The organism is Halomonas sp. A3H3, from assembly GCF_000982975.1.
GTDB lineage: Bacteria > Pseudomonadota > Gammaproteobacteria > Pseudomonadales > Halomonadaceae > Vreelandella > Vreelandella titanicae.
This window is the reverse complement of sequence record NZ_HG423343.1, coordinates 3,102,462-3,121,805: the sequence shown is the minus strand read 5'-3', so window position 1 is coordinate 3,121,805 and position 19,344 is coordinate 3,102,462. Positions and strand designations below refer to the sequence as shown.

The window sequence follows — 19,344 nt, the reverse complement described above, 5'->3', positions numbered from 1 at the left end:
GCTGGGAGGCGCGCACTGTATCGGCATGTGTGGCGGCATCATGAGTGCCCTGACCTTTGCTGTGCCCCCCAGCATGCGACAACCTAGCCGTTTAGCAGCTCTGTTGCTCGGCTATAATTTAGGCCGTATCAGCAGCTACATGATCGCGGGTGCCTTGGTGGCCCTGCTCGGTTCCGTGCTCAACCATGCATTGGACAGCTTCGCCCTGGTATTGCGTATCCTGGCGGCGGTCATGTTGATACTGATGGCGCTTTATATGTCCGTTTGGCTTGTAGATCGTTGACCTGCTCGTGCACATGGGCCTTAGGTGAACGTAAACCTGCTGACTTCGCGATAAGAGATTGACGCGTTTACAGAGCAGGAACATGTCGATACGATTTCCCAGGGATATCTGGGCTATGAACGTATTGGCGGCTATGAAGAGCTTCATGAGCACCTGGGAGTTAGCGTTTCAGACCCTAATGCGACCACCTATCGCCCTGTGCTGGCAATTTTTGCCACTGCGTTACTCATCGATTTTTCTGCCAGTTGGGAGGTTCAGTGCATAATATTCACTGCACGCGTGCTAGAGTATGCCGTAGCCACAGCGATCATACCCCCGGGTCTGCAAAAGCTGCAGGGCGTAGCGAGCTTTAGCGCCATGTTTCTCAACTATGACCTGCACGCCCAGCGCCAAGTCCCCTTCAGTTACGTTTACCTTCACGCCTAGATACTTCCGAAGCTACTAATTGCTGGCCGATACGCTTATCTGGCTGGCTGCGCCACTGGCGCTATTCGTTGGCACCGTGTGACAGGTTCTGTCTTTAAAGCGATATACCTCGATAAACGTGAGCTCAAGTGCGCCTGTGTCGGCAACAGTAATACCCATTAAGCTTTGTATCGCTCACCGAAAACCTAATGATGATGGGAATGAGGCTATGGATACCGCTTGGGTAATTATCGCCTACTTTTTGCGAGGCGCTTGATCAGGATCATATTTCCCTCCGATGCTGTTCAGGTTGCGTTCAGACAAATCATCCATGCTGTTATTGGGGTTATTTATTTGATTTTTCCCAAACCAACGGCCTTAACTGCTGTTGGCTCTTTGGGCGAGTTACTGAGGTGATTATGAGTAACAGTACAAGTAGTCGTTTGCTGATGTTGTGGGTGCCACTTGCTGGGTTTGTCATTTGGGCGGGATACCTGATTGGAACCGAGCACCGTCTCCACCTATTTCAGTTCTTACCTTTCCTCTTTTTGGCAGCATGCCCACTGATGCATATTTTCATGCATAAACACCACGGCGGTCATAAGGACAAAATAGACAAGGACTGAACCACTCTATATATACATGTACGCGCCTGGGAGAAAGACCATGAAAACGACACAACAAGAGCACCGCTTGGGTGTTTCCAAAAACACACTGGTGACTCGGAATTTAAAAATCAAGCCTAGTAAATCCAAACGCATTGAAGAAGCGCTGTCAGATATCGACCGACTCTATGGAATGGATAAGGTGGTCTACAACGAGAAAAACCGAAATATCAGCCTTGCTTACGATGCGCTGAGGCTCTGCATCGATGACGTTGAAAAAATTCTCAAGCTCCATGACATACAGGTCAGCGCTGATCGGTGGAACCGCTTTAAGAAGGAGTATTACCGTTTCGTCGATCAGAACGTTAAAGACAACGCTAAACAGGAACCTTGGAGCTGTCATTAATAGTCATAACGGTTACATGACACAACCAGGAGCAAGACTAGCTAGTTTAGGGTAAGAGCTGCTTGCCTGTGGCCTCGCAAAATCAGACCTTCCGTTAGTCATTTGCCATGTGGCTGCACATAGGTTCTATATTTAATTTATATAGCATCAAAAAACACCGCACAGGAGTCCTCGGCAGTTATTGCTGCTGTGGTTGCCGTTAATACAAGGAGTCGCTTTCATGGTTGGGCAGGATAGAACGCCACAATATAAAGAAAACAGTCTTTCGTTGGTCGGTGCCGTTGCATTAGGCACCGGCGTGATGATTGGGGCCGGTATTTTTGCGCTAACCGGCCAAATGGCCGAAATGACTGGTCGGCTATTTCCTCTAGCCTTTCTGGCCGCTGCCGTCATTGTCTCTTTCAGCGCTTATTCTTACGTTAAAATGTCCAATACCTTCCCATCAGCAGGTGGGATTGGCATGTATTTACAGAAAGCGTATGGCCCGACGCTTCCCACCGCCTTTCATGCCCTCCTGATGTATTTTTCCATGGTGATCGCACAGAGTTTTTTGGCGAGAACGTTTGGTTCCTACACGCTTGAGTTGTTTGACCTGGGGGATCGTTCACTATTTGTGCCCCTACTCGGGGTTGGTTTACTGCTAATAGCCTTTTTGATCAATTTATCCGCCAACCGCTTGATCGAGACCGTCGCCTCGGTGCTCGGATTTATCAAAATAGGTGGCATTATAGTGTTTGGTATTGTCGGCGTGTTTATTGCCGACTCCATCGAAATGGGTGCTGGCAACGATGCACCTACGCCTACGATAACGGGCTTTTTAGGTGCTACGGCGCTCGGCATACTGGCATTTAAAGGCTTCACGACGATTACCAATAGTGGTTCGGAGCTTAAAGATCCTAAGCGGAATCTTGGCAAAGCTATCACGATCTCGATTGCGCTATGCGTGGTGATCTATGCCCTTGTCGGTTTTGCCGTTGCCAGCAACCTATCTTTGCCTGAAATTATCGAAACCCAAGACTACTCCCTGGCCGCCGCTGCCCGTCCCGCACTGGGTGAAGCGGCAGTTGCGTTTACCGTCATTCTCGCCATGTTGGCAACGGCGGGCGGTATCATCGCCAGCGTCTTTGCCGTTTCACGCATGCTCGCCATGCTGACAGAAATGAAGCTGGTTCCTCACCGCCATTTCCACATGCCCGGCAGTGTACAAAAGCATACACTGGTGTACACCATCGTATTTGGCTTAGTGCTCACCGCTTTTTTTGACCTGAGCCGCATCGCAGCATTAGGCATCATTTTCTACCTGATCATGGATATGGCCATCCACTGGGGTGTGCTTCGTCATCTCAAGGACAGAGTGGGGGCTAATCCTGTTATTCCTAGCATTGCCATACTACTAGATGCTGTCGTGTTAATCGGCTTTTTATGGGTAAAAGCCATCTCGGACCCCATGGTGCTCATCGTTGCTGGCGTAGTAATGGCTACTCTTTTACTCGGCGAATGGATTTTCCTATCCAAACGCGACGCTTCAAACGATAGCGAGCACTCTCACACTCATTAACGTTAATAGCGTTATAGGAGGTACCAAATGGACGTTAGAACCTTTGGTGAATTGATCGATTGGACCCGTCAGTTACACGAGCATCTTGCAGCTTGCCTTGCTCATTGCGCCGATATACACGAAGAAGAGCGCGCTCGCATGTTGCTCAATTACTTAGCTGCACAGGAAGCGGAAATGCAGCGCGTTGTGGCGCGCTTTGAACAGACTGCTGACGCGAAAGCATTAAAAACCTACGTTTATGACTATTTGGAGCATAAACCTATCCGTACGCATCGTACCTGCGATGCGCCCTATTCCACGCTAAGTGTTGACGACATTTGCCGAGAGGTTTTTGATTTCCATGAACAAACGATAAACCTTTATCGAACCCTCGTTGGCAAAGCGGAAATTCCTGAGGCTAAAGAGCTCTTAGATTCCCTTTTAGCACTTGAAGAGCACGAAGCCATGCGCCTTGTTCGCCAAACGGGGAGAATGAACGATGTCTGAAGACCATAACGAGACAAAGGTGAAAGACCCTGTTTGTGGCATGGACGTTGATCCCCATACCTCCCGCCACCGTGCCGATCACGCGGGTAAGACTTGGTACTTCTGCTCAGAAAAGTGTCAGGAAAAGTTTATTGCCAAGCCTGATGCGTATCTTGAGCCAAGCAAACAGTCACAAGCGTCAGTACCCTCGGGGTCTATTTATACTTGCCCGATGCACCCAGAAGTTCGACGAGAAGGCCCAGGCGACTGTCCAATCTGTGGCATGGCGCTGGAACCTGAGACCGTCTCTGCTGACACCGGCCCTTCGGACGAACTCAAGGACATGACCAGGCGTTTCTGGATCGGCCTAGTACTGACCCTCCCCGTGTTTGCCCTAGAAATGGGTGGCCACGTGTTTGGCCTTATGCATTTTATTTCCCAGCAAACCTCTAACTGGATTCAACTGCTGCTGGCAACGCCGGTAGTCGTCTGGGCAGGTTGGCCATTCTTTGTACGCGGATGGCGTTCGCTAGTGCATCGCAGCCTTAATATGTTCACGCTAATCGCGATCGGTACCGGCACCGCGTTGCTCTACAGTTTGCTGGCCACCCTCACACCGGGCATCTTTCCCGACGCCTTCCGTCAAGCCGATGGTTCGGTGGCCGTTTATTTCGAAGCAGCGGCAGTGATTGTCGTTTTAGTTTTACTGGGACAAGTATTAGAGCTACGCGCTCGTGAAAAAACCTCTGGCGCTATTCGTGCTCTGCTCGACTTGGCGCCTGCTACCGCTCGACGCCTTGATGATCAGGGCAATGAGGAAGATATCTCTCTTGACCAGGTTCAGGTAGGGGATCGTCTCCGGGTGCGCCCCGGCGATAAGGTGCCATTAGATGGCGAAGTGATGGAAGGTCGCTCCAACGTTGACGAATCCATGGTTACCGGTGAACCACTAGCGGTGAAAAAGGAAGTCGGCGATGGCGTCATTGGCGGCAGCATCAATGGTCAAGGATCCTTTGTCATGCGCGCTGACAAGGTGGGCCAGGACACGATGCTGTCGCAGATTGTGCAAATGGTCGCCAGCGCCCAGCGCAGCCGCGCACCCATTCAAGGGCTTGCCGACAAAGTCGCCAGCATCTTTGTACCCGTCGTTATTCTCATTGCTGTTGTGGCTTTCATCGCCTGGTCATTGTGGGGCCCTACCCCGCCGATGGCGTTTGGCCTTATTGCGGCGGTTAGTGTTCTGATCATTGCCTGCCCGTGCGCGCTAGGTCTTGCTACCCCCATGTCAATTATGGTCGGTGTAGGGCGCGGTGCCCAGTTAGGCGTGTTGATTCGCGATGCCGAAGCTCTTGAACGTCTAGAGAAGGTCGACACCGTCGTCGTCGACAAAACCGGCACGCTTACCGAAGGCAAACCACGAGTGACCGAGTTGATTCTCACTGAAGGCATTGCTGAATCGGAGCTTTTGCGCTTGGCAGCTAGTCTTGAGCGAGGCAGCGAGCACCCCTTGGCCCATGCAATAGTCGAAAAGGCTAAAGAGGCAGAGGTAAAATTAACAGAAGCGTTGGACTTCGAGGCTCCCAATGGCATGGGCGTTATAGGCCAGATAGATGGCAAGCGTATTGCCCTGGGCAACCGGCTATTGATGGAAAGCGAGGGCGTTAACACCCAGTCTCAAGACACACATGCCGATCAATTGCGCAGCGACGGTGCTACTGTCATCTTTGCGAGCATCGACGGGAATTTAGCTGGGCTGCTCGCCATTGCCGATCCGGTCAAGGAAACCACCGAAGAAGCCATTCGTTCACTCCAGGCTGACGGCATTCGAGTGGTGATGCTGACAGGCGATAATCGCACCTCCGCCAACGCTGTGGCACGTCGGCTAGGCATTGATGAGGTCGAAGCTGAAGTGCTTCCAGAGGATAAAGGCCGAGTGATTCAGCGTCTCCGTGATGAAGGGCGCATTGTTGTCATGGCCGGCGACGGCGTGAACGATGCACCTGCGCTGGCTACAGCGGATGTCGGCATTGCCATGGGAACCGGCACCGATGTGGCGATAGAAAGCGCTGGGGTTACTCTACTGCGAGGAGATCTTACCGGTATTGCCACGGCGCATAAGCTCTCAAAAGCCACCATGCGTAATATTCGCCAAAATCTCTTTTTTGCCTTTGCTTACAACGCGGCAGGCATCCCCATTGCCGCAGGGATTTTGTACCCCTTCACAGGTATGCTGTTATCACCGATTATCGCGGCGGCGGCGATGTCACTCTCTTCAGTGAGCGTGATTGGCAATGCTTTACGACTTAGGATGATTGCTATTAAGTAACAATATCTACTCGAAGATAAATCTGAATCGCCAGGGAGTCCGACTGAGGTACGCGTTCATTCAGGACCATGCGAATCAGTATCCGGTGCGCCGGTTGTGTAGCATGATGGACGTGCACCCCAGCGGTTATTATGCCTGGTGCCGTAACGCCATGTCTGACCGGGCACGAGACGACCAGCGCCTACTGGGGCTGATCAAGCACGCCTGGCTTGAGAGTGGCGGTGTATACGGTTATCGCAAGATTCACCAGGACCTGCGAGAGATCGGTGAAGTCTGTGGCAAGCATCGAGTGGCCCGTCTGATGCGTGAGGAAGGACTACGTTCACAAACCGGTTATCGGCGACGGCCGGGCCGCTATGGCGGCAAGCCAGCGGTAGTATCACCTAACCACCTGAATCGTCAGTTTGACGTAACGGCACCCAACGTTGCATGGGTCACCGACATCACTTACATCCGCACTTACGAGGGCTGGCTCTACTTGTCGGTGGTGATCGACCTGTTCTCTCGGCAGGTGGTGGGATGGTCAATGAAGCCTCGCATGACGACAGATCTGGCACTGGATGCCTTGCTGTCCGCCGTCTGGCGGAGGAAGCCCCAAAAGCCCGTCATGATTCATTCGGATCAGGGTAGTCAGTTCAGCAGCTCGGATTGGCAAAGTTTTTTGAAGGCCAATCATCTGGAGGGCAGCATGAGCCGCCGGGGCAACTGTCACGACAATGCTGTTGCTGAAAGCTTCTTCCAGCTCCTCAAGCGAGAGCGAATCAAGCAGCGTATCTATCCAACCCGAGAGGCTGCTAAAAGCGATGTGTTCGATTACATTGAAATGTTCTACAACCCAAGACGCCGCCACGGCACGAGTGATGACGTGTCACCCGTTGAGTACGAACGGCGGTATTTCCAGAGCCTGACGGGTGTCTAGAAGACCCGGGGCGATTCAGATAATACGTTAAAATTTACGATCAGTCACTTAGCTCTGGCTAGTTTATGCAGTAGCTTCTTAGAGATCATTCATTCTCCCAGTTTGACGAACAAGGCGCATCGCTTCGTGTTGCTCCAGTTCAAGAAGAGCTTCGAGCAACTCCCTTGCTTCAGGAATTTCCGCCTTGCCTACCAGATTACGATAAAGATCTATTACCTGATCATGAAAATCGAAAATCTCTCGACAGATTTCATTGAAGCTCAGAGAAGCGTAAGGTGCATCACAAGTCCGATGCGTTTGGATCGGTTTATGTTCCAGGTAATCATAAACATAGGTATTCAGTGCATTGGGATCGGCTTGACGCTTAAACTCCCCGACAACATACTCCATCTCATTCTCATGAGCGGCCAGATAATTTAGAAGCATTTTGGCACGCTCTTCTTCATTATGATCAGCACAGTGAGAAAGGCAGCGCGCCAAATGCTCATGTAGCTGTCGTGTCCAGTCAATCAGGTCACCAAACGTCCGTACTTCCATGTTGTCTCTCCTTTTATAATTAATGAGAATGAGTGTTATCGCTTAACTGGGAGGACCCTTTGCGAAACAGAAAGAGTCGCTCAGCCAACAAGATAACCACCATTATTACCGCTGCAACGATAAGTACCAGAGAATCTGTCGTAGCCTTCACCCAAAGAAAGCCTGCCAGAACGATTGCATCAAGCAATATAGCGATGACTAATACAATAGCGTTTGCGTCAACTTCTTTTCGAAGGTGGCGAAACACTCCCCAATGAATACCGATATCCATGATCAGATAGAAAATGATGCCAAGCGCAGCAATACGGCTAAGATCAAAAAATGCGGTCAAGAACAAGCCAAGTACGACCGTATAGACTAGTACTGCAGTTGTAGATAAAAGCTATACTTCGTTGACCACGGCCCGTGAGTGAGCGAGGTGCCCGATGCTGAACGAACTGACCCTTGAGAACGTGCGTAAGCAGACCCGTGATTGGGAATCGGCGTTATCCTCATGGCTGACAACGCTGGGCGGTTACGTCAAACGCGCCGAGGCCCGGGAACGCCTCGGCGCTTATCTGCGGGGCCTATTGGGCGACGTCGAGCGACGCAACAGTTGGCAACTGGCGGAACATCAGGGCGACGCGCACCCCTATGGCTTCCAGCACCTGATCAACCGGGCCCGCTGGGATGAGGACGGTGTGCGCGATGCTGTGCGACAGCGTGTCTACGAGGCCCTGCGCGACGACGACGGGGTGCTGGTGGTGGACGAAACCGGGTTCCTCAAGAAGGGCCACCATTCGGCGGGGGTCAAGCGCCAGTGCAGCGGGACCGCAGGCCGGATCGAGAATTGCCAGATCGGCGTATTCCTCGGCTATGCCAGTTGTTGGGGACAGGGATTGATGGATCGCGCCCTGTTCCTGCCCCGGGATTGGGCAGACGATCGCGAACGCTGTCGCCAGGCGGGCATCCCGGAGGACGTGAGCCACAAGCCCAAGACGGCCTTGGCTCGGGAGATGCTGATCCGGACGTTGAATAGCGGCGTCACGGCCCGCTGGGTGACGGGAGATGCCGTTTATGGCGAGTCCTTCCAGCTGCGCTGGACCCTGGAGGAGCGGGGTCAAGGCTATGTGATGGCGGTCAGCCGCAAGGCGTATGTCTGGCAGGGGCTGGAACAACGTAAAGTGGGCGACCTGCTGGAAGCCCTGCCCGGGAACGCCGGCTGGACCCGGCTCAGCGCCGGGGCGGGTAGCCAGGGGCCCCGGGAGTATGACTGGGTCTATCTGCCGGTGAATCCAGGCCCTTTCGAGAGTTGGCAGCGTGGGGTGCTGGTACGACGTTCCCTGGACGCCGGTCAGGAAATGACGGCGTATTTCACTTTCGCACCCTGCGGTACGTCACTCGAAGACCTCGCGCTGGCGGCGGGAGCCCGGTGGAATATCGAGCGCTGTTTCCAGGAAAGCAAATCACAACTGGGCCTGGATCAGTATGAGGTGCGGACCTGGCGTGGCTGGTATCGCCATATCACGCTGGTGATGGCGGCCTACGCCTTGCTGGTCACGTTGCGCCGACATCAGCTAAAAAAAAGCCTGTTGCTGAACCTGGGTGGGCAAGGCCCGTTGTTCTCTCCCTGGCCGAAATGCGGCGATGGCTGTGCCTTACCCCCATTGCCCAGCAACGAAGACGGCTGGAAGATGCGCTGCATTGGTCCTGCTGGAGAAGACTTCACCAACGTGTCGCCCAGTACTATCACTGGGTGAGGCGCCAGCGGACAAAGGGAGGTGTCATCACCTTGTCTCTCAATGATTATTTACGACTGTAGTACTAGGGTATGCTTTTGAATACTGCCTGGCATGTGAAAGTGGCGATGCGGCACCAGTTTCATTTCCGTCAACATTGCCAGCATGCGTGAAACCGCAAAGATACTGGCAATGATGCCACCCGCAGTGGCCAGCATGGCAAGAATGACGGTGAACCAGACAGCGGTCTCTCCAAGAGCCGGCCTCGCCGCCGCCGCTAGCGAATAATCCTGTGTTTCGATAATTTCAGTCAGGGACAGATTACTTGCTACCGCAAACCCCACCAACGCATAGATCACGACGCAAAGGCTGATCGATATCATTATCGCCCTGCCGACATTCTTATGGGGATCCTTTATCTCTGACCCACTGTTAGTGATCGTGGTAAAACCCTTGAAGGCCAGAATTCCCAACGCGGTCGCACCCAGGAATCCCGCCAAGGAAGGTTCAGGTGCCGACGCAGAGGTCTGCATGCCGACGGAGTCAGCGACGATCACACCGACCACCCCGAATACGATAATCCCGCCAATCTTTACGAACCCAAGCACTGACGCCACACCCTGGATTAACCTATTGGCAGCAAGGTTGATTAAAAATGCCGTTAGTAGCAGTGCAACAACCAATGAAGGGACGAGCAGCGACCTGTTTTCCACATCAAAAAGCTCAAGCGTGTAGGACCCAAACGTTCTTGCCAGGAAACTCTGGGCAATTACCATGGAAAAATACATTAAAAGGGCATAAAAGGCGGTGGGCAGTGTCGGACCATACGCTTTCTGGAGATACATGCCGATTCCACCCGCTGACGGATAGGCATTGGACATCTTCACATAGGAATAGGCGCTGAAGGCTACGACCAGCGCCGATGACAAAAAGGCGAGAGGGAAAAGCTTTCCCGTCATTTCGGCCATCTGACCCGTCAAGGCAAAAATGCCGGCACCGATCATGACCCCTGTTCCCAAGGCGATCGCGCCCAACAGGGAAAGGCTATTCTCCTGGTACTGTGGCGTTCTATCCGTTGACTCCATCATCTTTCTCCTAGGCGTAAAAGACCGGATTCTACTGAAACTCCTTTTGACATCTCGTCATGCGCTCGTTGGCTGAGGGTAGAACATGCTCTGATAGGTTAATATAAAAGCGTAAAATCTATGTGCTACCCGATTGTCAAATATTGTGTTTGGAAACAGCCTCGGATCCCAGCAAATGGCGGCGTGCCATCCACAGGATCAACGGCGGCAAGATCAACCATTGAAGTAACGGTGACAGGCCCGTGCCCAACCACTCAACGGTGGGCATCAACGGCGCATACGCCCAGCGTTGAGTGGCTATCGTGGCGTGCCACTCTAACGCTACTGTGAGACCCACACCCACCAGCGCGAAGCCTAAGATTTCCTTGGCCCCATAGTCCCGAAGCCAGTACCTCCAGCGACGCCATCCAGACACCGCCCAGTAAGCCGTCAACGCGATCAACACATCGCCAAGGGACGCCTGTGCGCAAGCCTGCACAGCTTGCCAGTGAGGCATCGTAGGCATGCCCACATACAAAGGAACCTGTAGGAACTCCCAGGGGAGGTTCAGCAGAAAGGCAAATAACGCTACATGAAGCTCCCTAGCCGAGCGGACCACGCGTAGTTTCCTGCAGCGCTTACCCTGAGGCTAGCCTTGCGTATAGATGTGAATACCATTCAATGGCAGCTCCAAGGCTCCTTCTTTGCATTATCTTTTATGTTTTGGTCAACAAACCGATAATGCTCTTCCTTGAAGCGGTTCCACCAATCATGGCTGATTTCGACAGCGTATTTTTCCAGAATTTCTTCAACACAGTCGAGACACAGGCGTGAGGCATCGTAGGCCAAGTGCAGCAGTCGTTTCTTGTCATCGAACGAAACACTGTCGATCCCATAGAGCTCATCAATATCCACAACAGCTGCGTGAACTGCATTAAAATCGCTGCAATCAAGCTTTAAGTGCCTGTTCACCAAGGTAGTTTTAGAGACTCCCAAGCGGTGCTCTCGATGTTGTTTCATGACAACCTCCGTAAAGTGCAATATCGATAAGGCTTTTCCAATTTTATCGCCATGTCTCCCATGGCACTTGCCTCGCTCAACGACCCGATGAAGCAACCATGGTTCGCTGGCGGCAATAGGCTGTGATGATAAGCAGTACGCCGGCAACCATCATCGGCAAGGTCAACAGCTGTCCCATGGTGAGCCAATCAAAGGCGATGAAGCCCAGTTGTGGGTCGGGAAGACGCACGAATTCCACGCTGAAGCGGAAGGCGCCATACAGAAGCAGGAACAACCCCGAGATGACGCCTTGCTGCTGCGGTCGCCGCGACAACCACCACAGCACGGCAAACAGCACCACGCCTTCCAGAGCAAACTCATAGAGCGCTGATGGGTGGCGCGGCTCAGGTCCCACGCCCAACATGGGAGGAAAAACCATCGCCCAGGGGACCTCGCTGACCCTTCCTGGCAATTCGTGATTGATGAAATTACCGAGACGCCCGGCGCCCAGCCCGATCGGCACTAGCGGTGCGATGAAATCGGTCAGTTGAAGATAGGCCAGACGGTGACGTCGAGCGAACAGCCAGGCGGCTACCAGCACGCCGGCAAGACCTCCATGGAAACTCATGCCCCCTTCCCAAATCTTGAAAAGCCATAGGGGGTTGGCTATCAGCTGGTCGAGCCCGTAGAACAGCACATAGCCCAAGCGCCCTCCAATGATGACGCCCAGAGCGCCATAGAAGATCAGGTCGCCGATATCATCATGGGTCAAGCCGAGGCGGTGCGCTCGCCGCCGCCCCAGCCACCACGCAGCCGTTAGCCCCACCACGTACATCAGGCCATACCAATGAAGCTGTACCGGTCCGAGGGAGAATGCCACTGGATCAATTTGTGGATACGGGATCATGAAATTCTCCTTGGGGCTTCAACGCTCTACAAAGCGTTTCGCACGTCACAAGCTGGTTAGCTCATAAACCAGATGTTTTTCTTATAGCCCAGCATAGCCTCAAGGTCTGAATCCAAGCTGAATACGCGTTCACAAAGAGCAAATACATCAAACACGAATGACCGCTCACTTTAAGCTGGGCTGGGGGACACGTAAGACAACGCATTCGAGTATCTATAATGTGCCACCCAGCCTAGCCGATGCCGTAAGCTATGCATGGTTCACATGGCGGCATTTCCACAGATAGTAGACACAAGGCAATACTAGAAGCGTCAATATCACCGCGCTCAACATACCGCCCACCATCGGGGCCGCAATGCGACTGATCACCTCGGAGCCGGTCCCCGAGCTATACATCAGTGGCAATAGGCCTGCGATCGTCGAGACTGACGTCATCATTACCGGTCTCACCCTCAGAGCAGCACCGTGCAAGACGGCGTGGCGAAGTGTCTCCCGACGGGGCTGTACTCCTTTGTGTTGGCAGCGCTCAATCATCTGCTGATAAGCCTGGTTGAGATAAACGAGCATGATCACCCCGATCTCGACAGCCACCCCCGCTAGAGCGATAAATCCCACTCCCACGGCCACGGAGAAGTTATAGCCCAGCAGGTACATCAACCAGATAGCCCCTACCATGGCCAGCGGCAGCGTGCCCATGATGATGGCTACCTCACTGAAGCGTTTGAAACTCATGTAGAGCAGGATCACTATGATTGCCAATGTGAGAGGCACCACATAGCTCAACTTCTCTTTGGCACGCAACATGTATTCATACTGCCCGGACCACGTCACCGAATAACCGGCGGGCAAATCGAGCTCGTCCGCCACGACGTCCATGGCGCGCTGCACATAGGTACCGACATCCACGCCTTCGATATCCACGAAGGTCCAACCGTTGGGACGTGCGTTCTCGCTCTTGATCGCCGGTGGTCCGTCCTCCACGTAGATGTCCGCCACGTCGGCTAGAGCGATGCGCTGCCCATTGGCGGTCACGATCGGCAGCTCGGCCAGTCGCTCAGGGGAGTCCCGGTAATCCTGTGGGTAGCGCAGGTTGACCGGGTAGCGCTCCAAGCCCTCGATGGTCTGAGTGATGTTCTGACCACCGATAGCGGTTGCCACCACTTGTTGCACGTCGGCAATGTTAAGGCCATAGCGCGCAGCCTGAGCGCGGTTGATATCGACTTTGATATAGCGCCCTCCGGCCACCCGCTCGGAATAGACCGACGCAGTACCGGGAACATCGGCAAGGATCGTCTCCAGCTGCAGCCCGATGGACTGAATCTGCTTGAGATCTTCTCCGGCCACCTTGATGCCCACCGGCGTCTTGATCCCGGTCGCCAGCATATCGATGCGGGTCGAGATGGGCATCACCCAGGCATTGGATACCCCCGGTATCCGCACCAGGCTGTCGAGCTCCTTCTTGAGCTTGTCGGTGGTCATCCCCTCTCGCCACTCATCCCTCGGCTTGAGCTGAATGAAAGTCTCGATCATGGTCAGCGGCGCCGGGTCGGTAGCCGTGTCGGCCCGTCCGATCTTGCCAAACACTGTGTCCACCTCCGGCACGCTGGCAATCAGTTTATCGGTCTGCTGAAGGAGTTCCCGTGCCTTGCCGATGGACAGCCCTGGGTAGGTGGTGGGCATGTACATCAAGTCACCTTCATCCAGGGGCGGAATGAACTCGCTGCCAATCTTGCTGACCGGCCAGAAACCCACCAGGGTTATCGCCAGCACCAAGGCGATCGTCGTCTTCGGGAAACTCAATACTGCCTTGAGTACTGGCATATAGACCCCGACCAGCAATCGATTGACCGGATTCTTGTGCTCAGGAATTACGCGGCCACGGATGAAGTAGCCCATCAGCACCGGAACCAAGGTGACCGCCAACCCGGCACTGGCTGCCATGGCATAGGTCTTGGTGAAGGCGAGCGGCGAGAACATCCGCCCCTCTTGGGCCTCGAGGGTAAAGACAGGAACAAAGCTGACAGTGATGATCAGCAAGCTGAAGAAAAGCGCCGGCCCCACCTCCACCGCCGAATCGGCCACCACCTTCCACCGGTTTTCGGACGTCAGCGGTGTACGCTCCATGTGCTTGTGCAAGTTCTCGATCAACACGACGGCACCATCGATCATGGCCCCGATCGCAATGGCGATACCCGCAAGCGACATGATGTTGGCGTTCATACCTTGCCAGTTCATGACGATGAAGGCAGTGAGAATGCCCATCGGCAGGCTTATCATCGCCACCAGTGCAGAGCGCAGGTGGAACAGAAAGAGTACGCACACCAACGCCACGATGGCCAGTTCCTCGAGCAGACCACGCAACAGGTTGTCCACCGCCTTCTCGATCAAGCCTGAACGGTCGTAGACCGTCACGACCTCGACCCCCTCCGGCAGGCTGGACTGGAGCTGCTCAAGCTTGGCCTTGACGCCATCGATCGTTTTCTGGGCATTCTCTCCTGTGCGCATGACGACGATGCCGCCGACGGTCTCACCTTCCCCGTTCAATTCGGCAATGCCACGGCGCATCTGGGGTCCCACTCCAATGTCGGCAACATCCTTGAGCAGCAGAGGCGTTCCGTTGTCATCCACACCCAGCGGAATACTGGCAAGATCCTCACGACTCTGGATATAACCAGTGGCGCGCACCATGTACTCGGCTTCGGCCATCTCAACGACCGAGGCGCCCACTTCCTGGTTGCCCCGCTGTATGGCAGTCTGGATGTGGGCCAGCGGGATGTCGAAGGCACGCAGTTTCTCCGGATCCACCACCACTTGGTATTGCTTGACCATGCCGCCAAGCGCCGCGACTTCAGAAACGCCCGATACGGTCTGAAGCTCATACTTCAGGAACCAGTCTTGCAGGCTGCGCAGCTCACTGAGGTCATGTTGGCCGGTCCTGTCGATCAGAGCGTAGAGATAGACCCAACCCACGCCAGTGGCATCCGGACCAAGCTGTGGGCGCGCACTATCCGGCAGCGTGGGCGCTACCTGAGAAAGGTACTCCAGCACACGGGAGCGCGCCCAGTAGGGATCGGTGTCTTCGTCGAAAATCACATAGACGTAGGAGTCGCCGAAGAAGGAGTATCCGCGGACTGTCGCCGCCCCGGGGACCGACAGCATAGCCGTAGTGAGCGGGTAGGTAACCTGATCTTCAACGACCTGCGGTGCCTGTCCAGGGTAGTTGGTCTTGATGATTACCTGCACATCGGACAGGTCCGGCAGAGCATCAATAGGAGTATTCTTGACTGAGTAGATTCCCGCCCCCGCCAGAATCACGGCAGCAAGAAGCACGAGAAAACGGTTGCTGATGGACCAGCGGATCAGAGCAGGAATCATTGCTTACTCTCCCCCGCACCATGACCTTCATGGCTCATCCCGTCTTGATGGTCACTACTCGCGCCACCCCCCACGCCGTGATCCACAACCGAATCGTTGGATGCTTGGGTAGCTACATCGTCTACATGCACGTCTCGGAGGAGATATTCGTCTTCTGCAACCCGCTCAATCTCGACATGGACGTCCATGCCTGCTTTAAGCTGCTCAAGACTGACCGTATCAGCAGCCTGGAAATTCATGCTCATGGCCGGCCATTCCCAAACCGCTATAGGGGCATGGGAAAGCGTTACCATGCCATGATCCGGCATGACATCTTCGACGCGTGCCGGCACCCATACGGTTTCTACAGGACTATTCCCGTGGATTGGGTCAGCATTACCACTATGCTCCATTCGCTGAAAGTCTGATGTTCGGCTCGATTCGGAATCCAGAAGGAACTGAGCTGAGGTGACGATGCGGTCATCCTCCTCTAGACCCGATAGCACCTCGACAGACTCCCAACCAATGCGCCCAACGTCTACTTCGATGGATTTGAATTTTCCCTCACCCAATGCAAGAACGACACGCGACTGACTTCCGGTGCGAACCAAGGCCTGACGAGGTATTTGCAATGTCTCCGTCATCGTATCGGACATAATAGTCAGCTGAGAAAACATACCTGGCTTTAGCGCCAGGTCTTCATTAGCGAATCGCATCCTTACGCGAGCCGTGCGCGTTTCACTATCAATACTTGGGTATATATAATCCACTACCCCTGACCACTGCCGTTCGGGTAGATAGTCGAGGGTCATGCGGACCTGATCTCCCTCAGAAATCAAAGCCGCCTGGCGCTCAAAGACTTCACCGACAACCCACACGCGATCAAGAACGCCGATACTCATCATGCTCATTCCTGGCTGTACGAACATTCCTTCACGCACCTGCAAATTATCCAGGACGCCACTTTGGGGCGCACGCAAGATGATCGTCTGACTCACTTGACGACTGTCCCTTAGCTTCTGGATAGCCTCATTGGGCACCTGTAATGCTCGCAGTCTCTCCATCGCTGCAGAAATGAGACGGGCATTGTCTCGGTTTATTGCGAGCAACAGCTCTTCCTGAGCATTCACGAGCGTTGGCGAGTAAATCGAGTAGAGCGGCTGACCCTGGGTAACACGATCGCCTTCGGACTTGGCAAATAGCTGTTCTATCCATCCCTCGACGCGGGGGTGGATATGCACCAACTTGTCTTCATCGTATTGGACATAGCCAACTGTCCTTACCGTGGCGTCAAATGTATCCTTTTCGACAACGCCCGTTTTAACACCAAGATTGTTGACGACATCAGGAGAAATCTTGACTGTTCCTGGGGTGTCCCCTTCGTCTTGATCATCATAAACAGGCACTAGATCCATCCCCATCGGGGATTTTCCAGGCTTGTCTCGCTTGTAGTTGGGATCCATCGGCGCCACCCAGTAAAGGGGAGTGCGTTCTCCACTCTCTTCCCCACCAGTCTTATTACTATCTTTTCCAATAGCCGTTTCTACTGCGTTCAGGACGAATGTCTTCCCTCCCAGAACCATACTGCCGGACACGCCCAACAGGACGCCTAACGATATAACGAAAAAGTACCTACCCATGGGTTTCATTGTGATGTCTCATTCCAGACTGGAGAAGTCGCTAGTTAGCGTACGGACGCGCCTTGTGACAGCAGGTAGTTGATATCTGAAATCACCTTGAGTCTTTGAGCTTTCAGCCCAATCAGCTCCACACCCGCATTGGTTTCGTCAATTCGTGCCCGTACTGCCTCTGCAAAATCGCCATCGTCATTGTTATAGGCATTCAGAGAGGCTTCGGCCTGCTCGCTCAGCTCGGGCAATAATCGTTGCGTATACAGGGTTAATCGTTCATCGAGGCGCGCCAACTTAACCCAATTGGTTTCCAGCTGGGCAATCAATTCACGAACCAAGGTTTCTCTCTCGTACCGGACCGCTTCATGACGTGATGCCGCTGCTGCGACATTCTTGTCCTGACGATTTTCCGTGAACACAGGTAGATCGAAGGCCACTCCCACAGAGAACAGGTCGGACCGGCGTCCGCCCATAGGGTCGTCCTCGCGGTAGCCGTACTGTGCCGATACACCCCATTCTGGTTTGTACTGCTGCCTCGCCACATCGACCCCAGTCTCCATGGCATCTATCTTCTGCTCCAATGCCAGCACTGCAGGGTGACGCCTCACTCGCTCATACCACAGCTGACGACTGGGACGTTCAGCGTCAGTGAAGAGGCTTGGCTCTACCAAAACAAGCTCGGGGAAGTCTTCCGCTATCGGTAGCATCGCCTCACTCCCCAACCATTCAGTTAACTGCCGCTCTTCTGCCTCTTGTTGCTGTCTGAGATCGGTCAAGCGATCCTCCAGGCGAGTCAGCTCCAACTGAGCACGAATCACATCGTCTTGGCGGGTCATTCCGAAGGCGGACGCATAACTCACCTCGGCCACCTCCGCTAGCTGCTCGAACAAGCTACGATCACGTTCTATCCGACTGATGCTCAGCTGAGCCCGAGTGGCTTCCAGCCAAAGCTGGCTGACCACAGCCTCGACTCTCGCTTCTCTGTTCTGGCGCAACATCGGCTGCTGGGCGGCAAGCTGCTGCTTCTGTTGCTTGGCAAGCACCAGGCTATCCCCTCTGGGAAACAGCTGGCTGATGCCGATGCTGAACTGAGTCATTCCCTCTTGGTTCAGATCGAAAGTATCCATCGGCAGATTGCCCGCTTTGAGTGAAACTAGAGGATCTGGGAGTTGAGCCGACGCAATGGCCTCGTTCTCAAGGGCGGTTTCAATGGACGCACTTCCGGTTAACCAGGGGTCCTGATCAATGGCTATCTGTATCGCTTTTTGTAAATTGTCCGTTTCACTTCCGGCAACAGCAATAGCTGGCATCCAGGCGACACCCAAGACACCGCTGAATAACAATGCAGCCTTGATCACAGTGGCTCTCCAAACAAAAGGGTTACGCTCAAAAAAATACAGAAAATTTAATAAAATAAATAATCAAACATTAAAAACTACGTTTACTAATTACTTTAAAATCATTAAACGAAACATTTAAAGTAATTGTTGGCCAGCATTAGCCGGCCAACTTTAATTTATCACTGAATGTCTACATGCAGACTGTACTGGTGTGTATCACTTTCCCCATACCCCCCCGTATCTCCTGAAACAATCAAGCGGTACTCGCCTTCATCGAGTCTCTCATCAATTTTGAAGTCTCCATTGACAGAATTAGCTTCCGAAACGATACTGCCGGATGCGTCCATCAGTTTTGCTTTCATGCGAAGCGTAAAGTTTGATGACCCAGGAAAGTGATCACTAGCTATCTCGACCTCGGAGCTTTCTTTTAATGAGAGCACATACTCATGAGCAAACCCGCTGGTCAATATTCCACCAGGTGTAACTCCCTCCGTCAGCTGTTTGGCCTGAGATTCAGGGTATCCAAAGCTTGCGAATGCTGGTATGGCAACTACGCTAATGATTGCGGCGGCAAGTGACGTTTTGATTTTCATTTTAACTCTCCATTCCTGTTTGATGACACGCTTAGAATACAGCGCTTACCTGAAACCACCCTTAACATCCAAATTGAAAAAAATGACTTGAGTCATTTTTTCTTCTCATAATCAGTAATTAATAGGCACTTTAAAAAACACACACAGATTTTAATTTAAAAAATTGACAAGTATATCGGCATAGGGGCGGTCAGCATGGCTGACCGGTCCCCTGCCACACCACCCGGCATGCGG

General features: G+C 53.4%; 14 protein-coding genes and 4 pseudogenes. 8 read left to right on the top strand and 10 right to left on the bottom strand.

The annotated features are described in order from the left end of the window. From HALA3H3_RS13780 to HALA3H3_RS13745, 7 genes and pseudogenes are all read left to right on the top strand, one after another. Positions 1-268, top strand: a pseudogene (locus HALA3H3_RS13780) (urease accessory protein UreH domain-containing protein); the annotation flags it as partial. Between the two features lie 839 nt (positions 269-1,107). After that, entirely contained in the window at positions 1,108-1,314 is a 207-nt protein-coding gene (locus HALA3H3_RS13770; RefSeq protein WP_035586996.1) for a DUF2933 domain-containing protein, read from the top strand. Between the two features lie 40 nt (positions 1,315-1,354). Then, positions 1,355-1,699: a hypothetical protein gene (locus tag HALA3H3_RS13765; protein WP_022522184.1), complete on the top strand. Its 345-nt coding sequence runs from the start codon at positions 1,355-1,357 to the stop codon at positions 1,697-1,699. A 220-nt stretch (positions 1,700-1,919) separates the two neighbouring features. Next, positions 1,920-3,257: an APC family permease gene (locus HALA3H3_RS13760; protein WP_008958468.1), complete on the top strand. Its 1,338-nt coding sequence runs from the start codon at positions 1,920-1,922 to the stop codon at positions 3,255-3,257. 27 nt (positions 3,258-3,284) lie between these two features. Continuing rightward, entirely contained in the window at positions 3,285-3,743 is a 459-nt protein-coding gene (locus HALA3H3_RS13755) for a hypothetical protein (protein ID WP_008958467.1), read from the top strand. Beyond that, positions 3,736-6,048, top strand: coding sequence for a heavy metal translocating P-type ATPase (locus HALA3H3_RS13750; RefSeq protein ID WP_008958466.1), 2,313 nt, complete (start codon positions 3,736-3,738; stop codon positions 6,046-6,048). Before HALA3H3_RS13755 ends, HALA3H3_RS13750 begins: the two co-directional genes overlap by 8 nt. Positions 6,049-6,079: 31 nt before the next feature. Further along, positions 6,080-6,967, top strand: a pseudogene (locus tag HALA3H3_RS13745) (IS3 family transposase); the annotation flags it as partial. 78 nt (positions 6,968-7,045) lie between these two features. On the opposite strand, the gene HALA3H3_RS13740 reads toward HALA3H3_RS13745, so the two are convergent. Both HALA3H3_RS13740 and HALA3H3_RS13735 read right to left on the bottom strand, forming a co-directional pair. Next, positions 7,046-7,504, bottom strand: coding sequence for a hypothetical protein (locus tag HALA3H3_RS13740; RefSeq protein ID WP_022522182.1), 459 nt, complete (start codon positions 7,502-7,504; stop codon positions 7,046-7,048). A gap of 19 nt (positions 7,505-7,523) precedes the next feature. Further along, positions 7,524-7,835 (bottom strand): hypothetical protein, encoded by a 312-nt coding sequence (locus HALA3H3_RS13735; protein WP_053856990.1) that lies wholly within the window; start codon positions 7,833-7,835, stop codon positions 7,524-7,526. A gap of 94 nt (positions 7,836-7,929) precedes the next feature. Between HALA3H3_RS13735 and HALA3H3_RS13730 the strand changes: the two are divergent. Next, positions 7,930-9,072: pseudogene (locus HALA3H3_RS13730) on the top strand (IS701 family transposase); the annotation flags it as partial. 233 nt (positions 9,073-9,305) lie between these two features. Here HALA3H3_RS13730 and HALA3H3_RS13725 read toward each other — a convergent pair. The 8 genes and pseudogenes from HALA3H3_RS13725 to HALA3H3_RS13690 form a co-directional block, all read right to left on the bottom strand. Continuing rightward, positions 9,306-10,310: pseudogene (locus tag HALA3H3_RS13725) on the bottom strand (APC family permease); the annotation flags it as partial. Between the two features lie 133 nt (positions 10,311-10,443). Continuing rightward, complete coding sequence (locus HALA3H3_RS13720) at positions 10,444-10,905, bottom strand: hypothetical protein (protein WP_022522178.1); 462 nt, start codon at positions 10,903-10,905, stop codon at positions 10,444-10,446. A 59-nt stretch (positions 10,906-10,964) separates the two neighbouring features. Further along, a complete protein-coding gene (locus tag HALA3H3_RS13715) occupies positions 10,965-11,306 on the bottom strand; it encodes a hypothetical protein (RefSeq protein WP_022522177.1) in 342 nt (113 codons plus the stop codon). 76 nt (positions 11,307-11,382) lie between these two features. Continuing rightward, positions 11,383-12,192 (bottom strand): prolipoprotein diacylglyceryl transferase, encoded by an 810-nt coding sequence (lgt, locus tag HALA3H3_RS13710; protein ID WP_022522176.1) that lies wholly within the window; start codon positions 12,190-12,192, stop codon positions 11,383-11,385. A gap of 249 nt (positions 12,193-12,441) precedes the next feature. Then, positions 12,442-15,567, bottom strand: coding sequence for an efflux RND transporter permease subunit (locus HALA3H3_RS13705; RefSeq protein WP_022522175.1), 3,126 nt, complete (start codon positions 15,565-15,567; stop codon positions 12,442-12,444). After that, positions 15,564-17,195 (bottom strand): efflux RND transporter periplasmic adaptor subunit, encoded by a 1,632-nt coding sequence (locus HALA3H3_RS13700; RefSeq protein ID WP_022522174.1) that lies wholly within the window; start codon positions 17,193-17,195, stop codon positions 15,564-15,566. Before HALA3H3_RS13700 ends, HALA3H3_RS13705 begins: the two co-directional genes overlap by 4 nt. Before the next feature lie 35 nt (positions 17,196-17,230). Further along, positions 17,231-18,535, bottom strand: a complete 1,305-nt coding sequence (locus tag HALA3H3_RS13695; protein ID WP_022522173.1) for a TolC family protein — start codon at positions 18,533-18,535, stop codon at positions 17,231-17,233. A 161-nt stretch (positions 18,536-18,696) separates the two neighbouring features. Further along, positions 18,697-19,110, bottom strand: a complete 414-nt coding sequence (locus tag HALA3H3_RS13690; protein WP_022522172.1) for a hypothetical protein — start codon at positions 19,108-19,110, stop codon at positions 18,697-18,699. Between the last annotated feature and the right edge of the window lie 234 nt (positions 19,111-19,344).

Coding starts and splice junctions, on each gene's coding strand:
- HALA3H3_RS13770 (WP_035586996.1), top strand. CDS start 1,108: ATGAGTAACAGTACAAGTAGTCGTTTGCTGATGTTGTGGGTGCCACTT.
- HALA3H3_RS13765 (WP_022522184.1), top strand. CDS start 1,355: ATGAAAACGACACAACAAGAGCACCGCTTGGGTGTTTCCAAAAACACA.
- HALA3H3_RS13760 (WP_008958468.1), top strand. CDS start 1,920: ATGGTTGGGCAGGATAGAACGCCACAATATAAAGAAAACAGTCTTTCG.
- HALA3H3_RS13755 (WP_008958467.1), top strand. CDS start 3,285: ATGGACGTTAGAACCTTTGGTGAATTGATCGATTGGACCCGTCAGTTA.
- HALA3H3_RS13750 (WP_008958466.1), top strand. CDS start 3,736: ATGTCTGAAGACCATAACGAGACAAAGGTGAAAGACCCTGTTTGTGGC.
- HALA3H3_RS13740 (WP_022522182.1), bottom strand. CDS start 7,504: ATGGAAGTACGGACGTTTGGTGACCTGATTGACTGGACACGACAGCTA.
- HALA3H3_RS13715 (WP_022522177.1), bottom strand. CDS start 11,306: ATGAAACAACATCGAGAGCACCGCTTGGGAGTCTCTAAAACTACCTTG.
- lgt (WP_022522176.1), bottom strand. CDS start 12,192: ATGATCCCGTATCCACAAATTGATCCAGTGGCATTCTCCCTCGGACCG.
- HALA3H3_RS13705 (WP_022522175.1), bottom strand. CDS start 15,567: ATGATTCCTGCTCTGATCCGCTGGTCCATCAGCAACCGTTTTCTCGTG.
- HALA3H3_RS13700 (WP_022522174.1), bottom strand. CDS start 17,195: ATGAAACCCATGGGTAGGTACTTTTTCGTTATATCGTTAGGCGTCCTG.
- HALA3H3_RS13690 (WP_022522172.1), bottom strand. CDS start 19,110: ATGAAAATCAAAACGTCACTTGCCGCCGCAATCATTAGCGTAGTTGCC.